This is a genomic window from Natronoarchaeum rubrum (genome assembly GCF_024494695.1).
The window spans coordinates 1-20,911 of sequence record NZ_JANHDP010000010.1 but is presented as its reverse complement, the minus strand read 5'-3'; the positions used below and the strand labels follow the sequence as shown (position 1 = coordinate 20,911).

Annotated in this window: 28 protein-coding genes and 1 pseudogene; all 29 read right to left on the bottom strand. The window is 65.7% G+C overall.

What is annotated here, in order from left to right:
- Positions 1–15: 15 nt before the first annotated feature.
- Positions 16–474: a hypothetical protein gene (locus NO931_RS19945; RefSeq protein WP_256394118.1), complete on the bottom strand. Its 459-nt coding sequence runs from the start codon at positions 472–474 to the stop codon at positions 16–18.
- A gap of 178 nt (positions 475–652) precedes the next feature.
- Positions 653–1,174 (bottom strand): hypothetical protein, encoded by a 522-nt coding sequence (locus NO931_RS19940; protein WP_256394117.1) that lies wholly within the window; start codon positions 1,172–1,174, stop codon positions 653–655.
- 3 nt (positions 1,175–1,177) lie between these two features.
- Entirely contained in the window at positions 1,178–2,104 is a 927-nt protein-coding gene (locus NO931_RS19935) for a phage tail tube protein (RefSeq protein ID WP_256394116.1), read from the bottom strand.
- 45 nt (positions 2,105–2,149) lie between these two features.
- A complete protein-coding gene (locus NO931_RS19930; RefSeq protein WP_256394115.1) occupies positions 2,150–2,650 on the bottom strand; it encodes a hypothetical protein in 501 nt (166 codons plus the stop codon).
- Positions 2,651–2,653: 3 nt separating this feature from the next.
- Complete coding sequence (locus tag NO931_RS19925) at positions 2,654–3,130, bottom strand: hypothetical protein (RefSeq protein ID WP_256394114.1); 477 nt, start codon at positions 3,128–3,130, stop codon at positions 2,654–2,656.
- Complete coding sequence (locus NO931_RS19920; protein WP_256394113.1) at positions 3,127–3,861, bottom strand: hypothetical protein; 735 nt, start codon at positions 3,859–3,861, stop codon at positions 3,127–3,129. Before NO931_RS19920 ends, NO931_RS19925 begins: the two co-directional genes overlap by 4 nt.
- Positions 3,862–3,864: 3 nt before the next feature.
- Complete coding sequence (locus tag NO931_RS19915; RefSeq protein ID WP_256394112.1) at positions 3,865–4,140, bottom strand: hypothetical protein; 276 nt, start codon at positions 4,138–4,140, stop codon at positions 3,865–3,867.
- A gap of 3 nt (positions 4,141–4,143) precedes the next feature.
- Positions 4,144–4,446, bottom strand: a complete 303-nt coding sequence (locus NO931_RS19910; RefSeq protein WP_256394111.1) for a hypothetical protein — start codon at positions 4,444–4,446, stop codon at positions 4,144–4,146.
- A gap of 8 nt (positions 4,447–4,454) precedes the next feature.
- Positions 4,455–5,777, bottom strand: a complete 1,323-nt coding sequence (locus NO931_RS19905; RefSeq protein WP_256394110.1) for an SU10 major capsid protein — start codon at positions 5,775–5,777, stop codon at positions 4,455–4,457.
- Between the two features lie 3 nt (positions 5,778–5,780).
- Entirely contained in the window at positions 5,781–7,031 is a 1,251-nt protein-coding gene (locus tag NO931_RS19900; protein WP_256394109.1) for a hypothetical protein, read from the bottom strand.
- Between the two features lie 90 nt (positions 7,032–7,121).
- On the bottom strand, positions 7,122–8,432 hold the full coding sequence (locus tag NO931_RS19895; RefSeq protein WP_256394108.1) for a hypothetical protein: 1,311 nt from the start codon (positions 8,430–8,432) through the stop codon (positions 7,122–7,124).
- Positions 8,433–9,869 carry a phage portal protein gene (locus NO931_RS19890; RefSeq protein WP_256394107.1) on the bottom strand — a complete coding sequence of 479 codons (1,437 nt, stop codon included), beginning with the start codon at positions 9,867–9,869 and terminating at the stop codon, positions 8,433–8,435.
- A gap of 6 nt (positions 9,870–9,875) precedes the next feature.
- On the bottom strand, positions 9,876–10,256 hold the full coding sequence (locus tag NO931_RS19885; protein ID WP_256394106.1) for a KTSC domain-containing protein: 381 nt from the start codon (positions 10,254–10,256) through the stop codon (positions 9,876–9,878).
- Positions 10,253–11,917, bottom strand: a complete 1,665-nt coding sequence (locus NO931_RS19880; RefSeq protein WP_256394105.1) for a terminase large subunit domain-containing protein — start codon at positions 11,915–11,917, stop codon at positions 10,253–10,255. The genes NO931_RS19885 and NO931_RS19880 overlap by 4 nt, the downstream gene beginning before the upstream one ends.
- A 2-nt stretch (positions 11,918–11,919) precedes the next feature.
- Positions 11,920–12,177, bottom strand: a complete 258-nt coding sequence (locus NO931_RS19875) for a hypothetical protein (protein WP_256394104.1) — start codon at positions 12,175–12,177, stop codon at positions 11,920–11,922.
- Positions 12,174–12,665, bottom strand: coding sequence for a helix-turn-helix domain-containing protein (locus NO931_RS19870; protein ID WP_256394103.1), 492 nt, complete (start codon positions 12,663–12,665; stop codon positions 12,174–12,176). Before NO931_RS19870 ends, NO931_RS19875 begins: the two co-directional genes overlap by 4 nt.
- A gap of 3 nt (positions 12,666–12,668) precedes the next feature.
- A complete protein-coding gene (locus tag NO931_RS19865; protein WP_256394102.1) occupies positions 12,669–12,935 on the bottom strand; it encodes a hypothetical protein in 267 nt (88 codons plus the stop codon).
- Between the two features lie 88 nt (positions 12,936–13,023).
- On the bottom strand, positions 13,024–13,182 hold the full coding sequence (locus tag NO931_RS19860; RefSeq protein WP_256394101.1) for a hypothetical protein: 159 nt from the start codon (positions 13,180–13,182) through the stop codon (positions 13,024–13,026).
- Positions 13,179–13,490, bottom strand: coding sequence for a hypothetical protein (locus tag NO931_RS19855; RefSeq protein ID WP_256394100.1), 312 nt, complete (start codon positions 13,488–13,490; stop codon positions 13,179–13,181). The genes NO931_RS19860 and NO931_RS19855 overlap by 4 nt, the downstream gene beginning before the upstream one ends.
- 34 nt (positions 13,491–13,524) lie before the next feature.
- Positions 13,525–13,848 carry a hypothetical protein gene (locus NO931_RS19850; protein ID WP_256394099.1) on the bottom strand — a complete coding sequence of 108 codons (324 nt, stop codon included), beginning with the start codon at positions 13,846–13,848 and terminating at the stop codon, positions 13,525–13,527.
- A 103-nt stretch (positions 13,849–13,951) separates the two neighbouring features.
- Positions 13,952–15,388, bottom strand: coding sequence for a hypothetical protein (locus NO931_RS19845; RefSeq protein ID WP_256394098.1), 1,437 nt, complete (start codon positions 15,386–15,388; stop codon positions 13,952–13,954).
- Positions 15,389–15,390: 2 nt separating this feature from the next.
- On the bottom strand, positions 15,391–15,669 hold the full coding sequence (locus tag NO931_RS19840) for a hypothetical protein (RefSeq protein WP_256394097.1): 279 nt from the start codon (positions 15,667–15,669) through the stop codon (positions 15,391–15,393).
- A complete protein-coding gene (locus NO931_RS19835; protein WP_256394096.1) occupies positions 15,666–15,866 on the bottom strand; it encodes a hypothetical protein in 201 nt (66 codons plus the stop codon). Before NO931_RS19835 ends, NO931_RS19840 begins: the two co-directional genes overlap by 4 nt.
- Entirely contained in the window at positions 15,859–15,993 is a 135-nt protein-coding gene (locus NO931_RS19830) for a hypothetical protein (protein WP_256394095.1), read from the bottom strand. Before NO931_RS19830 ends, NO931_RS19835 begins: the two co-directional genes overlap by 8 nt.
- Positions 15,994–16,067: 74 nt before the next feature.
- Positions 16,068–16,688, bottom strand: coding sequence for a hypothetical protein (locus tag NO931_RS19825; protein ID WP_256394094.1), 621 nt, complete (start codon positions 16,686–16,688; stop codon positions 16,068–16,070).
- Positions 16,689–17,070: 382 nt separating this feature from the next.
- Positions 17,071–19,863, bottom strand: coding sequence for a phage/plasmid primase, P4 family (locus tag NO931_RS19820; protein WP_256394093.1), 2,793 nt, complete (start codon positions 19,861–19,863; stop codon positions 17,071–17,073).
- Positions 19,856–20,119, bottom strand: a complete 264-nt coding sequence (locus NO931_RS19815) for an HNH endonuclease (protein ID WP_256394092.1) — start codon at positions 20,117–20,119, stop codon at positions 19,856–19,858. Before NO931_RS19815 ends, NO931_RS19820 begins: the two co-directional genes overlap by 8 nt.
- A 214-nt stretch (positions 20,120–20,333) precedes the next feature.
- On the bottom strand, positions 20,334–20,708 hold the full coding sequence (locus NO931_RS19810; RefSeq protein WP_256394091.1) for a hypothetical protein: 375 nt from the start codon (positions 20,706–20,708) through the stop codon (positions 20,334–20,336).
- Positions 20,705–20,911 (bottom strand): annotated as a pseudogene (locus NO931_RS19805) (hypothetical protein); the annotation flags it as partial. The pseudogene NO931_RS19805 and the gene NO931_RS19810, both read right to left, overlap by 4 nt.

Genomic DNA, 20,911 nt, shown 5'->3' with positions numbered 1-20,911 from the left:
CGCCGCGTCGGCGGGCTATTCGTCGACGTCGGTCGCCGGCGCCGCGAAGTCGCCCGTTAGCGAGTCGTTCAGTGCAATCGCGCTGGCAAATACCAGCAGCAAACCGCCGAGCAGCGTGACGTAGAGACCGGATCCCGCACTGATCGTGGATTCGGCGAGTTGGCGCTGTGCTTCGGGGCCTTCATAGCCGAAGATCAGCGGATCGGCGATATAGACGGCCGCCATCGCAGAGACGAGGCCGCCGAGTGCGAGCATGAGTCCTTTGATCGCATCGCGCCACTCGGCAAACGCGATCACGACGATCGCGGCGAAGCCGAGGGCCAGCGTGACAATGCCATCGTGGTTGATGCCGGTTCTGGTGATCGTGGTGCCAGCGATCGACGCCTCGAGCCACGGCAGGAACGCCCCGACGACGATCGCAGCAGCCCCGACTAAGCCGAGTTGCTGTTCCGTCGATAGCTCATCAAGTCCCATGCCTTCAACTCGATTGTGAGATATGTTAAAACTACTGTCAAACGTCACTCGCTGACGCCGTACAGCCGCTGGGCGACGATCTCGATCAGCTCCAGATCGCGCACCGAGCACTGCCGTGCCTCACGGGGCGAGATGCCACAGACACCGGCGACGCCGATGAGCAGATCAGCGCGAGCGTCTACTGAGAGTTCTCGACGATCTCCTCGTAGAGCGCTCTGAAGCTCATCTCTCCGTTTCCCCCGACACCAGTCAGGGCGTCGATGCGGTCCCGAGCCCACTTGAGATAGGCGACCGGCAGCTGCGACACCGTGCCGATGCGCTCGTCGTCACCCATGCTGTCGTCGACGTAGGGCGCCTCGACCGTGCCCTTGGCGACCTGGTAGACGCGGACGGCGCCGCTGCCGCCGCCGTGCTCGCCGACGTCGTCCTCGAGGGCACCGAACTCGCCGCCAGTCAGGCCGCCGAACGTGACGGCGTCGACGTCGGCGTCCCACATGGGCGCGTACTCGGCGTCGTACGCCTCGTCACGGGCCCAGCGGACGCCCTCGAGATGCGCCCGCAGTTGCGGCCGCTCGTTCTCGAAGCGCTGCCGGATGTCGGCGTCGTCGACGTCGTCGAGGACGTCGTCCAGCTCGTCGAGTTTGTCTTCGAGGCGCTGCTCCTCCTCGTCGAAGTCATAGGTTTCAGTTCTGAGAGGCATGGGTTACGCGACGGTCACCCCGCCGTTGACGTTGAACGTCGTCGAGTCGGTTGTGTCCGTGTCGCCGTCCGTGATCAGGTCGTTCCACGAGTGCGTGTTCGGCTTGACCTTCGGCAGGTTGTACGCCGAGACGCTCGTGCCGTCGACGGCGACATCGAACGACGCCGAGACGCTGTTCATCCGGGCCGCCGTCTCGGTCGCATCGGCGCTGCCGTACGCGAGTTCGGTGCGGCTCGGGCCGGTGAGGATCGCGTCGACGGTCAGCTCGGTCTGGGGCCGCGCGAGGACGGCGTCGACCGCCGTGTGGCTGGCGCCCCACTGGAACCGGCTGATGTTGCTGATCGAGAGCTCGGCCGACTGCAGTTTCGTCACGGTCGTCCCGTCGATGTCGAGCGTGACGCCGTGGAACATCGCCGACGTGCCGTCACTGACCGAGTTGATCGACGACGGCGTGATCGACGTGTCGAGCTTCTCGTCAGCGTAGGCCATCGAGAGCGTGTACGAGACCGGTTCGCCCTGCTCGTAGCTGACCGAGTAGTCGAGCGGGACACAGCCGATCAGTTCGCGCTCGGCAGTCCCGTCGAGGTAGTTGATCCCGGCGAAGACGCGGCCGCTCGCCGCACGACCGGGCGTGAAGCCCGTGCCGCCGTCGTTGAAGACGAGATCCTCCACGTCGCCGTGGACATCCGAGGAGATCACGGCCTCGACAGCGAACGCGCCCTCGAGGTTGCCCGCGACCGACTCGACGTACTCGGCCTCGTCGGCTTCGGTCAGCTCTTGGAGCGCCCGGTCGAGTTCGAGCTCGGTGACGCTGGCGTCGCGCCCGAACTGCCAGTAGTCCGGGTTGCTGTCGGAGTCGCTGTCGACCAGCGAGCCCTTGAAGCTCTGCTCTTTGCCGAACGCGAGAGACGCCGCTCCCCCGCCCGTCATGCTGTTCCTCCGTTAGTGTCGTATCGAATCATGGTTGTATCACTCTCAGGGTAGGGATGCGTAGCCGATCAGCCGCACGTCCCAGTCGCGCCGGAAGTAATCCTTGTTGTCGTCGCTCAGGTCGGTCTCGTTCTCAACAACCAGCGTGTGGTACGCGACCGAGCCGATGTCGTCCGAGTCGACGTCGTTGACAGTCGGATAGGACCGCTCGATGTCGAGCGCGTGCTGGACGTACCGGACCAACTGCTCGAACTCCGCCGCTGAATCGACCTGGCCCCACTCGTCGGCGTGGAGTCCCTCGAGCCGGCAGGAGATCGTCGTCTCGACGCGCTTGTCGTATTCCGTTCCGATGGGCGAGGACTGGCGGTCAGCCAGCGACGCGCCGATCGCGTTCCACTCCTCCAGTTCAAGCGAGCGCTTTCGATCGTCGGTTTCGAGGATCTCCGGCTCGTCGCGGTTGATCCGCGCGAGGGTGCTGGGGAACGAGGACCCAGGCCAGTTGGACTTGATCGTCTGAAGGACCCACGTCACTTCGTCCTGAACCATCGGTTAGCTCACCTCCTGCCGGAGCCAGTTGAGGCCGGCCTGGACGAACCGCGACTCGGGTAGCCCCGAGACGCTGACCTCGTCCGTGAACACGCGCACGCCATCGCCCTCCTCGGGCCACCGCTCGCGAGCGTCCGCCGGCGGGTCCTCCCAGATAAACGAGAGGACAGGGTCGCCGTGGATCGTGTGATCGCTGGTGCCATTGTTCATAAAAACGGCCGCCGGGTGATCCCACGCCCAGGTCACGGTCAGCTCCGTGTCCGAGCGGGAGATCTCCGGCTGCTCGAACGAGTCGACGATCGCCTCGACGTCGTAGTCGGTCCGCGACGCGTACGAGCGGAGCGTCCCGTGCGAGATCCGCATCGCTTGGTAGACGAGCGGCCGAGACTCGCCGACGAGCCGGCGTTCGGCGTCGTCGAGCGCGGGTTCAGGGCCCGAGACGGAAAACGACGCCGCGGCTCTGGTGTCGCTGGCGCTCATAGGTAGGGCTCCAGCTTCTCCTCGGCCTGCCGTTCGAGCGCCTGGACTTTCGTCTCGATCGTCTGCAGGTTGGCGTTCTCGGGGATGCCGAGATTCGCCTCGTCGTCCGGCGCGAGCAGTTCGGCGGCCGTCCGCATCGCGACCGCTTCACGGATGGTCCGCGAGAGCCCTTCGGCGCCGTAGTCGTAGGTGACGCGCACGGCGCCGTCGTAGTGGCGCAGCGCCGGCAGCGAACTCACGCGGAGGTCGATGTAGGACGGGCTGGACGTCGTCCCTGGCTCGACGTAGAGCCGGTAGTCTTCGCCCTCCTGCTTGGTGCTGTCAGCGATCCAGTCCGTGTATGACCCGCCGGCGTCGCGGACCTCGAGCTTGGTGAGCGTGTCGACGTAGTGCTTGTCGAGCCGGATCCGAGTGTAGGGGCCGACCATCCGCAGCGGATAGCGGCCACGGTCGGCGTCGAACAGCGTCGAGTGCTGCGGGTGCGGCGTCGACGGGATGTCGCCCTCCTCGGGCCCATGCGTTCGCGGAGCGGTCGGGACGAGGTCCTGCGTGTCGCCAGTGACGCCGCCGGGCTCGTACCAGTGCCGGCTTGTCTTCGACCGCAGCCACGGCGTCTGGCTGGCGATCTTGTTAACGACCGCCTGGTTGGAGTCCTCGCCGAGCGCGCCGGTGAACCCAGTCTCTTGGAGCGTCCGGCGGACGTCGTCGACAGTACAGTAGCCAGTGGGCATGGGTTACTCCTCCTCGCCTTCGTCGTCGTTGTGGTACGGACACGGTAGTTCGCGTCCGCAGACCTCGTCGTTGCTCATCACGACATCACACCGCTCGCCAGCGACGAGGTCGTCAACCGAGGCGTCGTAGGCCGCAGCGAAGCGGCCGAGCCACGAGTGCGCGTCGTCGGGCACCGCGAACGTGCCGTCTTCGTCGACCGGGACGGCCTCGCCGTTGACGCCGACCGCCGCCGGCGGCGTGCCCGGCCCGTCACCGGCGCGTGGGTGCTCGACGCGCATGGCTCAGATCCCCTCGACCTTGAGCCGGACCTCGCCGACGTCCGTGCCGCTGGTGACGTCGGTCCCGTCGGCGACGGCGACGACTGCGAGCTGTTCGTTGATGTGGTCCCAGCGGACGAGATTCGTCGCGTCCTCCTGGCCGACGACGGAGATGCCGCCGGTGTGGTCGGTGTCGAGCCCGACCTCGGTGCTCGGATCGTAGGTTTCGGCGCCGGCGCTGTCGAGCGACGTGACGTCGATCGTGTGGAACACGACCGCCGTCGACCCGCCGCTCTCACGCTCGACGCTCTGAGTGCTGTGCGTCATGGGTCACCTCAGATGTCGTAGCCCTGCAGCCAGAGGCCGTGCTCGCCGTGGGCCTTGTCCACGAGGGTGCCGTACTCGAACATCGCGACCTTGTCCGCGAGGCCGGTGCGGCCCAGCGGGACGGTCGAGAAGGGCGCCAGCTGGCGGAACTGCATGGCGCGCTCGTCGATCAGGAAGACGTCGCCGACGTCAGAGTTCGCACCGACGCCGGTGAGGCCGGAGTAGCTCCGGATGTTGTCACAGGGCGTGATCTGGACGGTGCCCTGCTCGGTGCCGATCGCGAGGCCCTGCGGCCCGTACTCGACATCGGCGTCGTAGCCGTCGAGGCGGATGGTCGGCGTGACCTCGTCGTAGATCGCGTTGTAGAACTGCGGGCTGACGAGGTAGCGCGCGGCGTCCCACATCAGGCCGGTGTTGGTGACCTGCGTGGTGACCTCGTCGAGCATGTCCTCGAGGAACCCGCTCGACGTCGTCGACTTGTCGATCGAGTTGCCGGCGGCGTCGTAGATCGCCGCCATGCCCTCGTAGGCGTTCGAGTCCTCGATCGAGTTGTCGCCGGCGCTGACGCTCGGGTCGCCGTAGAAGATCTGCTTGGCCTTGAACAGCGCGTGCGCGATCGTGCGCTGGCCGAGCGTGGTCTCGCCCAGGTCCATGTAGCCCAGCGTGTCCTCGGCGCGCTGCGAGAAGTCGCTGATGCGGGCCTGGTCGAGGTAGATCTTCATGTCCTTGCTCTCCGTCGAGAGAGTGAAGTCGCCCTCCGAGAGCGAGGAGATGTCCCCGGCGGCGTCGGCCTCGGAGACCATCCCGATCGGCTCGTTCCGGTCGGAGATGACGTTGTACTTCGCCTCGAACCCGGCCTGGGCCTGCGACGTGATGACGCTCAGGACCGGCGCGGCGCTGCGCTGGACGTCGATCAGCTGCGGGTCGACCGCGACCGGCGAGGCGGCGCCGACGACCGTCTGGTCGATCGCCGCGCGCTCGCTCATGTCCTCGACGGCGCCGATGCGGTCGTCGTCGCTGAGGTCGTCGTAGCCGGTGCCGGCCGCGGCCGCCGCCGCGAACGGCGAGCGGTGGCCGAACTGGCTCTCGGCACGCGTCTCGGCGTCGGGATCGTCCTCGTGCTCGCGGTGGCTGTCGAGCAGCTTGTCCTGGAGATGACTGATCGGCACGCCGACGCGGCCGCGCTCGATCGGAACCTCGGGGAGGCCGAACGCACGCAGCAGCGTGTCGTAGATCGTCCGGGCGTTGTCTTCGGTGGGCGTTGCGAGTCGGGCCGCGATGTCGCGGTCAGTCTGCAGGTCGTCGTACGGGGTGTTGTCAGTTGCGCTCATGGTTTACAGGAGCTCCTTGGGATCGCTGGTGCGCTCGTCAGCCGGTTCGTCGTCGCGCTCGTCGTCATCGTCGCCGGGCGTCTCAGGCTCGGCGCCGTCGACGTCGTCGCGAAGGGTCTCGACCGCCTCGTCGGCGGTCATCTCCTCGCCGTCGATGGTGACGGTGCGCTCGTCGTCGGCGTCGGCGCTGTTCTCCTCGTCGTCTTCGTCCTCGTCGTCCTCGCCGTCGTCGCTCTCCTCCTCCTCCTCCTCCTCCTCGTCCTCATCGTCGTCCTCGTCGTCTTCGCGGAGGGAATCGGCGAGCGTGCGGAGGATCTCGGTCTGCTGCTCCGTCTGTTCGCGCATGAAGTCGCGGAACTGCTCCGCGTCGGCCGAACGGTCGGGGTCCTCGGCGTCGTCGTTGTTGCGCTTGAGCCAGCGATACCAGTCGCGGAACGACTCCGCAAACTCATCGGGGCCGTGGCGCTCTACAACGTCGCCAAGGGGTTCGTTCTCGCTCACCGCCCGCTCGAACGAGAAGCTCTGTTCGTCGTCAGTCGTGCCGGCGTCCCCGCCGGGGTCGTCGTCGTTGCTCATGCTGCTGCTGTCGCTGCGTGTGTCGGACCCCACCACCACGGCGCGGAAGTCCGCGACCAACTGCTCGGCCTGCTCCTCGTCGAGGTCGTGGTCCGCGAGCACGTCGCGGGCCTGGGCGACCGCCGCGTCGTGGCTACTCGCCGAGGGGTCGCTCGGGATGCCGACCAGCGAGTTTTCGAGAAGGTCCGAGTCGCCGGGCAGGTCCCGGTCGCCCGTGTCGTCGCTCCAGCCCACCGATGCGGTCAGCGGGATGTCGCGCTCGACCTGGGACTTGATCCGGGCGAGGGCCTCCCGAAGGCCGCCCGTCGCCGACGGCATCGTTTCGGGGTCCATCAGGACGTTGTCGACAACGAGATCCGTCTCGCCGTCGTCGCGCTCGACGAGCTCGGGCTCGTCCAGATAGCCGACCTTGCCGGTCGAGCTGTAGCGCGAGCCCGCAACGTCCGGGTTTCGGCCGTGGTCGAGGAACGCGCCGACCGTGCCCTCGCGGATCTGCTCGGCCCAGCCCTCGAGCCGGCGGCGGTCGAACGCCTTGCCGTCGCGAGCCTCGGCCGTCGACGAGATCGGCATCCGGATCGTCATCACTCCGTCTTCGGGGTCGTCGACATCCCGGACCTCGACCCGGTCGGGGTCGGGGCTGTGGTAGGCGCGCTGTGCGACGTCGTCGTGGTCAGTCATGTCTGTCAGATCCTCGTGAAAAGCATTGCCGTGGTGATGGTGCCCTTTCGTCCCGCGCCCACGGCAGGGCGGGGTCATCGGGGAGTGTCGTTACCAGTCCTGCTCGGTGATGACCTCGACCGTCACATCGCCGGCGACCGAGGCGTTCGCGAGGAACACACAGACGTCGCGCGAGGAGATCTCCCGCTTCCGCGTCGCCGAGCCCGAGGACACCGTCGTCTTCGAGCCCGTCCCGCTGCTGTATCGGGATCCAAAGCCGAGTTGGTAGCCGCCCGGATCGGCGGCCGACGTGCTGACCGTTCCGGTCGCGTCGGGGATCTGGTCCACAGACGCGCTCGTCTCGACCACCGAGTTCGTCGGGTTCAACTCGACCGGCGCCGACCAGTCTGTTGGCTGCGATCCGCCGTCCGTCAGCGCGTTCTGCGGGTCAACCGCCATCGGCATCACGGTGACATCGCCATCGCCGCCGAACTCGGTGACGTCCGTATTCTTCACCTGGACGTTGACGATGTCGCGGTCTGGGTCGATCCGCAGGGCGGCGATCGGCACCCACGTCCCGGTCGCCGACACCGATGCCGTGAACGAGTACGTCTTCTCGCGGGTGATCGCCCCGACGTCGCCCAGCGTCCGCACGCCGACACTGCCGAGCTCCGCCTCGAGCGACCCGGCGCCGGCTTCCGCCTTTATGCTCAGTTGGACCTGCTTGTTGGCCGTCTGCGGGCCCTTGCCGTCGTCGACCGACGTCCGGGCGACAGTGTCGTTGCGCTGGGACGACTCGACGTCGTCGTACGTCCCGGTGTAGGTCTCGACGAACCGCGTGTTGCCGACGTTGTACCAGTTCGTCTCGCCCGCCAGGCGCTTCCAGACCGTGACGTCCTTCTCGAGTTCGACAACCGTCTCGTCGACAGTCGTCCCGTTTCGATACTCCGCCAGCCGGACCTCGTTGGCGTCGAGGCCGCTGTGCCAGTGCCAGAACCAGCCGTCTGCTGCCGGGCCTGGGAAGTCGTCGGCGCTGTTCGCGAGGTCCGCATCACCGTAGCCGAAGATCAACGCCTCGCCAGCCTGCAGTTGCTGGGAGAGTTGCAGGGCCGCCGACCACTCGACGACGTACTGGACGACGTAGCGGTACATCTCCGCCGTTTCCATCGTGACGACGTCGCCTGCCGACTGGGGCTTGAGGCGATGCCCGTCGACGACGTCCTCGTACTCAGCGACGGATCCGTACTGGAGCAGCTGCCGCTCGCCGTTGACGAACACGCGAAAGCGCTCGGGGTTGTAGGGATAGTGGCCCGCGAGGTCGGCCTCGTTGGTCGTCCCGAGCGACAATGGCCGGCCGAAGGCCTCGCGGCCCTCGTCCAGGTACTCCGTGAGCCGGCGGAGCGAGAAGCTGCCTCGAGCCATCTACTCGTCCTCGCTGGGCATGTCTTCGGCCTGATCCTCGGCCTGATCCTCCGGCGTGTCACCGCGGAGCGACCGCAGCTTGTGGTCGAGGACATCTTTCGGCAAGGCGCCGTAGTCGACCTCTTGGCCGTTTATCTCGACCGTCATGTCGCCCTCCGCAACGTCCCCGTCACCACGCCGCTGGTACCACTCCCGGCGCGTCAGCCCGCCCGCTTCGTACATCTTGAGCAGGCGCTCTTCACGCGCGCGCTCTTCGCGCGGGTCGCTGAACCGGAGCCGGATGTCGAACGGCCGGTCGAGTTGTCGGTAAACCTCAAACTGGTCGGCGATGTGCCCGAACGCTCTGGAAAACTCCTTTGCAAACGGGCCGGTGACGCGCTTGAAGACTCGCGAGGCCTCGACGTCTCCGTTGGCGCGGTTGACGTCTTCGATCATGCCGATCTCCGCTTTCCCGAGACCGAACGCCGCGAGGCAGAGCTGGAGGAACCACTTCTGCTCCTCAATCACGTTGAGGTTGATCGCCGTGCCGCCCATCTCGATCCACTGCGCAGCGCCCTCGCCGCCGATCACCTCGACCGAGCGCGGGTCGCCCGCTGCGGCCTGGATCTTGTCCTGGATCTTGCTGACCGAGTTGTCCGACGCGCCCATGATCTGGACGAAGCCGGCGGGGATCTCGTCGTCGTTATAAAACCGGTTGTGGTGCGACGTCGAGTTCGCGAGCAGCTCCAGCGTCTTCTTGACCTGCATCGCCGGCGACTGCGGGTAGACGCGGAACGACCGCCGCGAGCCGGGATAGCGCATCGCGACGATGTCGTCTTTGGTGAGCGGCGTCGGGCTGACGTTGCCCATGTTCATGTTGCCGGCGCCGCCGAACGCGCCTGCCGCCTGCCAGTACGCCGGATCCTTCGGGTTGCCGTTCTCGTCGTAGTTGTGTCGGACCGTCAGCGCGTCGACCGGCTTGAGCGCCGCTACCGGGATTGAGGCGTTCTCGGCCGGCAGCATATCCCAGTAGGCGTTGCCCGGGCCGACCATGTCGGCGACGGCCGCCGAGATCAGGTCGTCCAGCGTGTCGTCCATCAGGTGCGGGCCCTTGAGGACATCCCGAATAACATTCCAGAGATCAGCCGCGGGGCCAGTGAGGTCATCGTCGCCCTCGTTCTCAGCGGCGAGCTCGCCACCGAGTAGCTGGTCGACAATTCCGTTGGTGATAACCTCCATCGCCCACGTCTGCTGGATCTGTCGTGCCTCGTACGCCTCGCGGCCCCGCGGCCAGCCGTACTTTTTCTTGCCCGAGAGCCACGTGTCCTCGGTGGTCTGTTGCGTGTCCGAGTCCGCGATCGTGATGGACTCGGCGCCGATTGTCGTCTCGGAGTCACGCTCACCGTCGCTGTTGAGGCGATCCGCGTACTCTCGAGTTGCGTCGTCGAAGATACCCATGGTTGTCTAAAACTGTGTCACGAACCGCCGGGCCAGGTCGTTCTCAAGCCCGCGGCCCATCTGCGGGAAGTCGCCTTTCGTCAGCAGCTCGTACGGATAGCCGTACGCGATGTTCTCGTTGATGTACGAGCCCGCCGAGCCCGCGCTCGCGAGCCCGTCCCACTCCGACGCCGGGACGAACCGGTACGCGTAGATCGCGTCCGGGCCCGTCCGGTCGTAGCGGACGTAGAGGTCCTCCGTACCGAAGTCGTAGAGTGCCGAGTGGACGTTCGACGAGTTGAACGACTCCATATCCAGCGGCGCACGGATATCTGTCGGATCTCCACGCCCCGGCGCCTGGAACTGCGTCGGCTCCGGATGTGGGATGCCGCCGGGGTTCGTGCTCATCGAAAGCTACCTCGCTGCTGCTCGGCGATCTGGTGAATTGCCTGGCCGACGTCGCTCTCCTTGAACTCGCGTGACTCGGCGGTGATGTCCTCGCCGGCGGGCGTGTAGCCACCCTCGTCGAGCGATGCGGTCGCCGCCGGCACGTTGCCGAACGCGACCGCGCGCATCGCGAGCTCGATCGCGTCGAGGCGGTCGTCGTGGGCGCCGGTCGGGAACTGCAGCCACTCGTTCTGCTCGAAGCCACGCCAAGGCTGGTTGGTCGCGTCACCGTGGATCCGGAGAGTGCCGCTCTCGAAGTCAGCCGACAGGCTGTGGATCCGACCCTCCTTGCTACCGCTTGAGGAGACGTTCTCCGTCGGGATTGACGTCGTATCGCGGAGCCGCTGCCCCGGTCCGCGCCCAGCGTTCTGCTCGACCAGGAGCTTGTCGACGTCGTAGTCGGCCAGTTGGTCCTCCGTCCAGTCGACGATACCGGAGACGGAGAGACCACGCTTGCGCGGCAGCGCGTCGAGGTACGCCCGCTGGTTGCGCGGGTCGACGCCGACGACCGCCAGCGCCGTGTAGTCGCTATCCTGCTCGGCGGCCTTCTGCGGGTCCTCGACGAGCCCGATGTCCAGGCCGGCGACCCACCGAAGCGGGATCTCCTCGCCGTTCTCGTCAGTCGGCAGGCCGTCCTCGTAGATCAGCCAGTCCGTTTTGAACACCTCGCCGGCGAGTGCGTTGGGATCCTGCTGGTTCTCGCGCTGCCACACTGCCGTCGAGTCGTCGCCGTCGACGATGTCGTACAGCAGCGCCTCGGGCGGTTGGAACTCCGGCCAGAGGACGTCGACGTCGCGGTTCGGAAGGACGCCGTTGTTCGCGAGCGTCACGTCCGGCGGCAGGTCGGCGATCGAGTCGTAGATCTCGCCATCGTCACCGCGCACCTGCCAGTCGCGCGTCTCGACGACCGGCCAGTCGGCCTCGTGGATCGCCGTATACACTCCGACGTCCCACGTCGCCGAGTTCAGGATGTTCGTCTCGTAGATGTCTTGCGGGTGCTTGCGCGTCCCGATCACCGCCTGGACCGGCCCATTCGGGAGGACCGAGTCGTTGCTCGGCAGGTTGTCGACGTAGTCGCCGAAGTAGTTCCGGACGTTCCGCCGCTGCGTCTCCGTCCGCTGGTTGTCCCAGTCGGCGATGTCGTCGTAGATAACGGCATCGAAGTGCTTCCCCGTCAACTGGGACTCGAGGCCGTACGGCGAGATCGTCGCCTCCTTGTGGTCGTTCGACGCCGTCGTCAGCTGGGTGCGCGACGAGTCGGTCACCTCGATGTCGAACTGCGGCGCGTAGCGCTCGATGTACTCGACCGCCTTCTCCGTTCGCTCGGCGGCCAGCCCCTTCGTCTTCGAGATAACCGCCACGCGGACGTCCGGGTGCGAGAGCACCACCCACGTCGGAAACACGACGCCGGCGCCCTCGGTCTTGCCGTGGCCGCGGGGCATGAGCCGGGCGATCCGCGTCGGCGCGTGTGGAAAGTCCGGATCACACGCCCGCCAGAGAGAGTTGTAGAACTCCAGCAGGTGATCGCCCGGAGGGGTCGAGAAGTCGAACAGTCGAACACTCGCCACGGCGGGGTGTGCCAGCGGGTTGTGTTCGGCCAGCGCCGACGGGTCGATCTCCATGGTTATCCTTGGTACTTGATGATCTCGTCCGCATCAGTCCGCATCCTCTCTATCTGCGACGTGTACCAGCCGTCGAGGTCATCATCGTCGATCAGGTGAAGAGCCTCGTGAACGATCTCGATGAGATCGAGGTTGTCGCCGTGGAACTCCTGCTCGACGTCTGATGTGTGGTGTTCCTTGACGTGGTCTATTCGTGCCAGAAGTTGCTCGGTATCATCGCTTCCTACGAACTTCCAGCCGCACTCACATTCGTAGGTCATTCGTCGGTGTCGGTCTCCTGCGGGTCGACGTCGAACAGTTCGTCGAGGTGCTCTTTCTCGTCGGCCGACAGCGAGAGATCGAAGCCGTCGCCGGTGTGCTCGATCTCCTGCTCCTTCGTGTAGTCGTACGACCGCTCCAGGATGAACTCGGGGTCGGCGTCCTGTACCAGCTCGCGCTCGCCGACCGAGCGCTTCTGCTCGAGCCTCGCGCTGAACTCGTCGTACTCCCGGCGCCAGTCATCGAGCGTCGAGCGGCCGATGCCGGCGACGCGCGCGATCCCCTCGTAAGTCAGCCCCTCCTCGGCGGCGGCCATGATCTCGTCGTACAGCTCCGGGTTCTGCTCCAGTTTCGTCGGCCGGCCGCCACGGGCTCGCTCGACGTCGTCGTCCGTGTGGTGATGGCAACGACCATCCGACTTCGACGCCGGAAGCCCGCAGGGCTCCCCGTCGTCCTTCTCGTAGCCGCAGAGGTCAGTATCGTCAGTCATGGGTTAAAACACCAGCCAGATGAGGGCCGCCATGGCCCAGGCGTCGACCGCGAGGACCGCCGGGATCGCCGCCAAGCGGACCAGCCACCACGTCGGCGGGATGTACTCCCACTCGTTCGGCCGCTGGCGCTTCCAGCGGGTAGCCAGCCAGATCGCGTTACGCCAGGTCCCCGCGAGCGTGATCACCAGCAGCGTCAACAGCGTCAGCGCGTACGCGAGCGCCGTCAGCGTGGCGACCGGGTCGCGGTACAGTTCGATGAACGGATTCATCCGTCGTCCTCGTCGACGTCGTCCTCGGATTCGTCGGGCGGTGCATCTCGGACCTCGCCGTTCTCGAAAGTGAGTTCCTTCGCCATGGTTATCGCCAGTCTCGCAGGTCAGTCGGCTGATCGGCGGCCAGCCAAGCCGAGTCGTTATCGCTGTCGTACATCGCCAGCTTGCTCGGCGCGACGACGAACACACGGACGCCGTCGGCGTCGAACGTCCGCGCCGCGCTGGGGTCCTCCGCTCGCATCATGAGTTGTCCTCGCTCTGTTTGGCCTCCAGAAACCCCTGGACGAGTGCGGCGTAGTCGGCCGCCTCGGCACCGGCGTAGCCCGCCAGCGACGGCAGGCTGAACGCCGCGACGACGGTCGCGTCAGCGCCAAGGTAAAGAGCGTAGAGCGAAATAGCCGAGATGGCGACGATGACCAGGATGCTGCGGATGATCTTGAGCGTCTTCAGCATCTTGAGATCACCGTCGCCTTTTGCGACTTCGCGGTACTCCTCGACCAGGCCGTCGATGCAGTACCAAGGGCGGTGGCTCGAGGGCTGTTTCAAGCTCATGGTGCATCGTTTCCTCCGCTTTCACTCGACGCCGTCATCGTGAGATCAGAGCCCCGAGCAGTAGCCCGAGCGCCAGCCCGCCCAGCGCGTAGTGCGGTTCCTGCCGGATGTCCTCGACGATCTTCGCGCTCGACAGCTTCGGGCCGCGGTTCGCGCCGAACGCGATCGCGAGCAGTGCCGACACGTAGCGCATCTCGCCGATCGTCATCGCCACGACGCCGACGCCGAACCCGACGCCAGCGGCGTGCGTCTCCGCGTGGTACGAAAACCCGCCGTCACGGTCGTATGTGTCTTCGCTGGGAGCGCCGGCTTGCTTCGCCAGGCGCAGCAGCTTGCTGAGTACGGTTGGATCGTTCATGGGTCTGAAAGGTCACAGTTGCATGGCCGGTCGTTGCCATCCTGCCAGAGCGTACCGCACGCTGGGCAGGTCTGGAGCACGCTCGGCTCGCGAGTATGAGGTCTCATCGTTCGTAGTGGCGTGTGTCGATCGGCCAGATGCTGGTGATACCCTCATCTGACACGCCGTGGCAGTGCGCGATCTCCTGGGGCTGCGTCGCCGCGCCCTTGACGCCGAGCTTCTCGACGTAGTCGCCGCCCGGCTTCGGCGAGCCGGAGACGATAATCGGCGGGCCGTTCCACGGGATGTTGCCGCTGACGTGATGGTGGCCCATCCAGGCGACGTCGAACGAACCCCAGGAGCTGTTGATCGTATCCAAAAGCGTCGATAGCCACTCCTTGAGTCGGGCACTCGTCTCGGCCTGCGGCTTCCGATCCTGGCCGTGACGAAGGTGCCCGTGAAGCTTGCCGCCGCGGAGTTCGACCGGCGTGTACGGTCGCGCCTCGCCGATCTTCATCCGGACGTTATCGAGGCGGCCCCAGTGCTCCTGGCTCTTGTGTATGAAATTCCGGATCGCCTTGTAGACGAGGAGGTCCGCGTTGTTGTGCTTCGACGTCCCGTCCGCGCGGTTGACGCCGTGATTGCCGATCTGGCAGACGACGTTGACCGCGTCGAAGTGCTCGCTGAACGTGATGATCTGCTCGATCAGCGCCTGCTGGATAACGTCGGCCTGCTCGTCAAGCCACGCGTCGAGGTCCTCGAACTGCCCCTTGTAGATCGCCTCGTTCGTGACCATGTCGCCGCCGTAGAGCAGGTGCGCCGTGTCGTAGTCGGCGTTGTGCTTGCTCGCCAGACTGAGCGACTGCTCCGTGATGTACTCGACGACCGTCGGGATGTCCTCGGTCTCGTAGACCAGCTCGCCAGCGTAGTCGCGGACGACGTCGCCGGCGTGGAGGTCGGTCATGTGCGTCACCCAGTCCTCGTTGCCGGGCTCCGCAACCAGCGAGACGTCCGCCGGGTCGAGGCGCTTCCACTGCCGTTCGAGCGCGTTGTGTCGGACCTCCCACCAACGGTTTGCCTTCCGCGTCCGTGTGCCCTTGTGCTCAGACGACCGCAGCGTGTGGTCGCCCTCGATCTCGAACAGGCCCGCGTCCTCGTCGTGGCAGATCCGCCACCCCTGATCCTCGAGGTCGTCCAGGTGCGTCCGGACGACCGACTCGCGCTCGTCGAGATCGTCAGCCAGGTCGTCAAGCTCGACGCCCTGCTGAAGCTCCCGAACGATGTACTCCTCGCGGCCCGTCAGGTCGTCCGGGTCCGGCCCGTCGTCATCGTCCTCGCCATCGCCGACGCCGGCCTGGACGTCGCGATCGCCGGCCACGTTGCACCACTCGCCGTCGACCTTCTGGACGTCGACGCCGGCGCACTCGTTGAGCCGATCCTTCGCCGACTCCGCGGACGTCCCCGCGACGCCGACCTTGTCGCCCCACTCGGTGTAGGACTCAGCTGGTAGTGCATCCAGGTACTCCTCAAGCCGTTGGGTCAGGTCAGGCGTCTCCGACATGATCAGTCAGTAACTCCGTAAGCCGCGTCGTCCTCGGCGCCGTGCTCCGGATCGGTCAGCAGACGATCGAACGCGATCGCGGCGTCGATCCAGCCCGCCGCGTACTCCTCGCTCGCATCATCCAGGCGATCGTCGTCCAAGAGCTCCTCGCGAGCGCCCTCGACGTCGCCCGGCGTGATGTCGTCGCCGTCGTCCTCGAGGCAGTCCGAGTGCGCCGGCTCGCCGCCGACCGTGCGCCGTGGCGTGCCAGAGATCGGCGTCTGACAAACCGAGCAGATCACGATTGATCACCGCCCGGTTCCATTGAACGGTCGTCGATCACGTCGTGAGCGCAGGCGGCTGAACAGCAGAACCCGCCGGCATCGGGGCGGAGATGGTAGCCGATGTAGATGTACGGGCCGTCAGACACGTCCATCTCTGAGCCGCACCCGGGGCAAGTTCTGACGATCGCTTCCTGTTCAATATCGCCGTCAGACATGGCAGTCCTCCGATTTGTTGACGTAGTCGAGACGGTGCGATCCGCACTCGACACACGCGACGAGCGTCGGGTTCGGCTCCGTCGTCTCGCGGACGTGGCCGCAGGCCCGACACTTGACGTCAGTCATCGTCATCACACCAGTCGCAGAACAGGGCGACAGTCAGCGTCCGGCCGCAACTGTCACACTTCGAGGGGTCGTCGTCAGTCATCGAGGATCACCGCCTCCTCGAGCGCGTCGACGACGTCGGCGCCGTCGTCCATCGCGACGCCGAGGTGCTCCGCGTCGTAGTCGACGTCGTGCTTGCCCTCCTGGCGCAGCGTCTCGGCCGCGGCGGCCAGCTGCAGTACCAGGCGGCCGGCGGGCATCGACTCGCGGATCGCCGGCTCGTCGTCGCGGTGATCCGTCGCGCCGCACTCGCAGATCGTCCCCATCGCGACGCCGTCCTCGACGATCGCCCGGTCGCCCTCGGCGTCGACGTCCATCGAGATCTCGCCCGTCTCCGCGTGCTCGGTCCGGTACTGGTAGCCGACCAGGACGTCCGACGCGTTGCCCCAGTCCTCGTCATGCAGCGACGGCGGGATCACCAGCGTCCGCGCCGGCTTCGAGACCTCCTTGAGTTGCGCGAAGCACGTCCGGCAGAACCGGTGGTCGTGCTCGACGAGCTCGAAGATCTCGCCGGCGCGCTTCGCTCGCTTGTGCGCCCGGTGGCACTCGATCGAGCAGAACGAGCCGGCGACCGACGCCGACGCCCGGCGATCGCCGCCGCAGTAGGCGCACTCGTAGATCTGGACGTCGCCGTCGGGGTGTGTGGTTGTGCTCATGGCTATGGGTACCCGGCGCGCTGTGAACGCGCCCAGGTCGAGAATAGACGCCACGCTGGCGCTGTGGTGTTGTGGTAACGTAACATCTCCAGCTACTAAAAGCTATCCGCGTACGCGCGCGTGGGCACTGCCGAAAACTCGGCTCTCTCCGGCGGTAACGGAGTAACGGTTTGTCTCGGATTGGGGGCGTGTGTGCGCGTGTGCGTATGCGTGTGTGCCCGCCTGCGTTAGATATCAGAATAACCGTTACACCGTTACCCGCCCAACAAAACCACAAGACGGCGTCGGGAATCTACGGTAACGGGTGGGGGTTACGGGGCCGTTACGGCCGTTACAGGAGCATCTCAAGGGTTCTGCGGCGGAAATAGGAAAATAGCAGCGGTCAGACGCGGTAGTGACCGTCGACTGGTTCGTGGATGTCGCCGCGCTTGAGGCACTTGTCGAGCCACTGTTCGGCTCGGCTCTCCTTGGCGCCGCGATCGACGAGCGCCTCGAGGACCTCACTGTGGGGAACGCCTTCGCGGCCAGGTTGGTGATCGCGGACGTACTGGATGATGATCGGAGCGAGCGGCTCGTCCCGAATCGAGGTCTCGTCATCGTCGCCGCGCTCGTCATCGCTGTCGTCGCTGCTACCGTCACCGCCGATCGGGTTCGTACTGTCATAGCCAGGCCGGAGGTCGACCCCGTCGTAACTTCCCAGCCCGGTGTTCCGGGTGTCGTCAGACGTCCCGCTGGTGGCGATGATGTCCTTGTTGAACTGGTAGACGACCTCGGGCTTCACGCGAACGCCCTTGAACACCTTGTGGTTCTTGCCGTCGATTTTCTTCTGGCCGGCAGAGATGCTCCGCTGGTTGCCCATCTTACGGGAGAAGCCGCTCTGCGTATCCCATTCGGGCTCTTTGTCGATGTCGTCGGCGTAGGCCTGCGCGAGCTCGTGGAGGTCGGCTTTCTTGACCGTGTCCTCCTTGTTGCCGGTGACCATGAGACAGTGGTGGGTGAACCGGTCGAGCACGCCCCCGAACGCGTCGCAGATCTCCTTCTTGCCGTTGATCGAGCGCTCGCCGGTGAACTGCCCCTGATCCAGCAGCCGGTTCAGCCCCTCGAGCATCCAGTTGAGCATCCCGGACCGCTCGTCAGCCAGCTTGTCGAGGAGGTCCTTGTCCTGGTCCTCCGGCGGGACCGTGTTCGGGAAGCGGACGAACAGCAGCCGGTTGTAGAACGCCTCGTCAGCGTTCTCGACAGTGGGCACTTCGTTCGTGCTGAACATGAACTTCTGCGTGACGACGAAATTGAACTTGGTTTTGCCCTTGAACTCGGCGCTGATCTCGTCCTCGCCGCCGGTGAGTTCCTTGAACTTCTGGATGTTGCTCAGGCCGCTGGGGGTCACCTCGTTTCGGATGTTGACGATGTTGCCGAACAGCTGCGCAGCCCCCCAGCGCGTCTGGATCAGTTCGTGCAGGCTCTCCGCGGCGACGTTGTCGCCACCGATCACTTGCTTGATGGCCTTCAGCGCCGTGCCTTTACCGGAGTCAGTCGGGCCGACGAAGAACATCGCCTTCCCGAAGTCCTGCGAGTGATGCCAGAGAGTGTACCCGGCGTATTCCTGGAGCTTCTTGCGCTCGACCTCGGTGTCGATGCTCTCCTCGACGAACTCCTCCCAGCGCGGGCACTCCGCATCCGGATCGTGCTCAGTCGGGATCTTGGCGAGCGCGTAGTGGTCGGGTCTGACAGGCTCGACGTCGAGGTCGCGCAGGTCGAGCAATCCGCTCTCGGTGACGATCGTCCCATCGGGGGCCCCGAGCTCCTCTGGCTGCTTCGTCCGGTCCATCCGGACCTGCTCTTCCAGCTCAGCCGTGACGCGTTTCGAGAACGCCGAGTTAAGCCCCTGGCCGCCGATCTCACGGAGTCGTTGCCTTCCGTCGTCACGCCAGACGCCGTCGTTGTAGCTATACAACGGGCCCTTGAACTGCGCGAGGACGTTGTCGTTGTCCGTCTTCTTCGCCAACTCCCAGACGTAGTGCGCCTTCTCGGGCGTCCGGATGTCTCGGATGCCGCCGGTGAGCTGCCCATCCTCGTCGTAGCCGAGAGTGTGGAGCGGGTCGTCGACCGCGAGCTTGATGACGTCATGTGGCGCCAACGACCAGTCGTCGCCGGGGCTCGTGGTCGTCTCGGGCGACGCCGTGTCGCTCGTTCCGCTGGTGGTCTTCGTCCCGCCATCCGACATGGCCTGCCGCGCCGCACTGGAGGCGTCCCAGCCGTGCTGGCTGGCGTGATACACGAGGGTCCCGATGTCGTAGTTGTAGTTGCCCGCGTCGCTGACGATCCGGTCGGCCTGCTTCTCGGCCTCGCTGTCCCACTTCGTCCCGCCGTTCGACCACTGCCTGAACAGCGCTTTGCCGCGAGATTCGCCGAAGTGGTTCGACAACGCCATCCCGATGTCCCGCCACGTCGAGTAGGAGACGTCGGGGTTGATCTCGTCCAGCGCCTCCTTCGCGAGATCTTCGTCCATCCACTCGTCGCGATCGCCAGGCTGGCCGGCGCTCGATCCGTCTGGCGCATCGTCCGGGTCGACGTCGGTCTCGTTGTCGAACGGATCCTCGCCGGTGATCGCCTTGTAGGCCTCGAGCAACCACTCGTCGACCCACTCGCCGTAGTCGACGACCTCCTCGCCGGAGTTCTTGAGCGTGTCACCCGTGAACGTCGAGAACTTGTTCGTCAGCGCCTCGACGCCCTCGTGCTCGTCATCGCTAAAGTGCTGGTCGGTCCACCACTCCGGCGGCTCGAAGCCGGCGATCGGGATGTGGATGCCTTCGCTCGACGGCGAGAACTCCATGTAGGCGTCACGGTCAAAGAACGGCTGCAGTGACGGCAGCCACTCTTTCGGCCGCCCCTCGTCGTTGACGCAGCCGTCCATGTCGATCACACCGTACAGCCCGCGGGCGTAGTCGTCGTTGTCGCTGGCGTTTACGTATCCGATCCCGGCATCGCTGACCATGCCGGCGCCGTCGACGACCTCGTCGAACGACATCCACTCGTCGGGGTCGGACCACGCAGCGCCGTAGTCGGCCGCCGGCGAGGCGAGTGGCTTGCGCGGCTTGTCCGCGGAGGCGTTCCAGTAGAGCCACTGATCACGCTGCGTGAGCTCGTCCGGGATGTTCTCAAACTGCTCACTCATCGCTCCCACCCCGCTGCTCTGCCTCTTTCACGACATCAAGCGTGGGCTCCTGTCGGTTGTAGACCGTTTCCGGGTCGTCTTCGACGCCCAGATCAGCGTAGAACTGGTCGTCGTACAGCATTTCGAGCTTCCGGTGGCAGGTCGGGCAGACGGTGACGAGGTTCTTGTCCCGGTCAGATCCGCCGTGTCGTTTCGGGACGATGTGGTGCTGGTCGAGCGCCTCCTGTTCACCGCAAAAGTAACATTCGTCACTCACGCGCCAAACACCCCGGAAACCGACACCGGCGGCTGGTATACGCTACTCCTGTCGTAACTGCTATTAAGCTGGCTTGCGAAGGTCATCGTACTGGTGCGGAAACGCCAGTCTGCGACCGTGTCGTCAGCACGGTCGGATTCTGGACTGGCGTTTGACTTGTTCTTAGTCGATACTCCGCGCTTCGGAACGCTGGTCCCTAAATCTTCGGACTGGATCATATCGAACCACCGACATCGTTCTCGACGTAGTGCGGCCCGTGCGAGTAGAGATACGCTCTCGTGGGGCCGTGTTCGTGCGTCTGGCCGTTGTAGACCGTCGCGACGTACTCGTCGCCGAAGTCCGGCCCGTCGCTGCCGACGATGAACACCACGAGGTACTCCTGGTTGTGGTGGTAGACGCGGACGCGCTTCGGCGGATCAGTGTGGAACGTCTCGACAACGGCCGGGTGCTGGATGTCCTCGCCGCGATCCCACGCCACCTCGGGCTCGACCGCGTCGTCGGGCAGGCGCTTCTCGTAGCGCCCGCGGGCGTGGCCCGTCATCGGCGGCAGCGTGGTGACACCGCCGCCGGTGTCGTACTTCGTGCTCATCGCCCCACCTCGTCGAGTGATTGCTGGTCTTCTGGCAGCTCCTCGTACTCCGCGAACGGCGTTTCGTCGGCGGGCTTCAGCAGCGCGATCGTCGGCATATCGCCCTCCGGTAGCTCCTCCTCGGCGCCGAACACTTCCTCGAACCACTCGCGATCGACGTCCGCCTCTTCGGTTCCGAACTCGATGACGAGATCGTCGCCGGC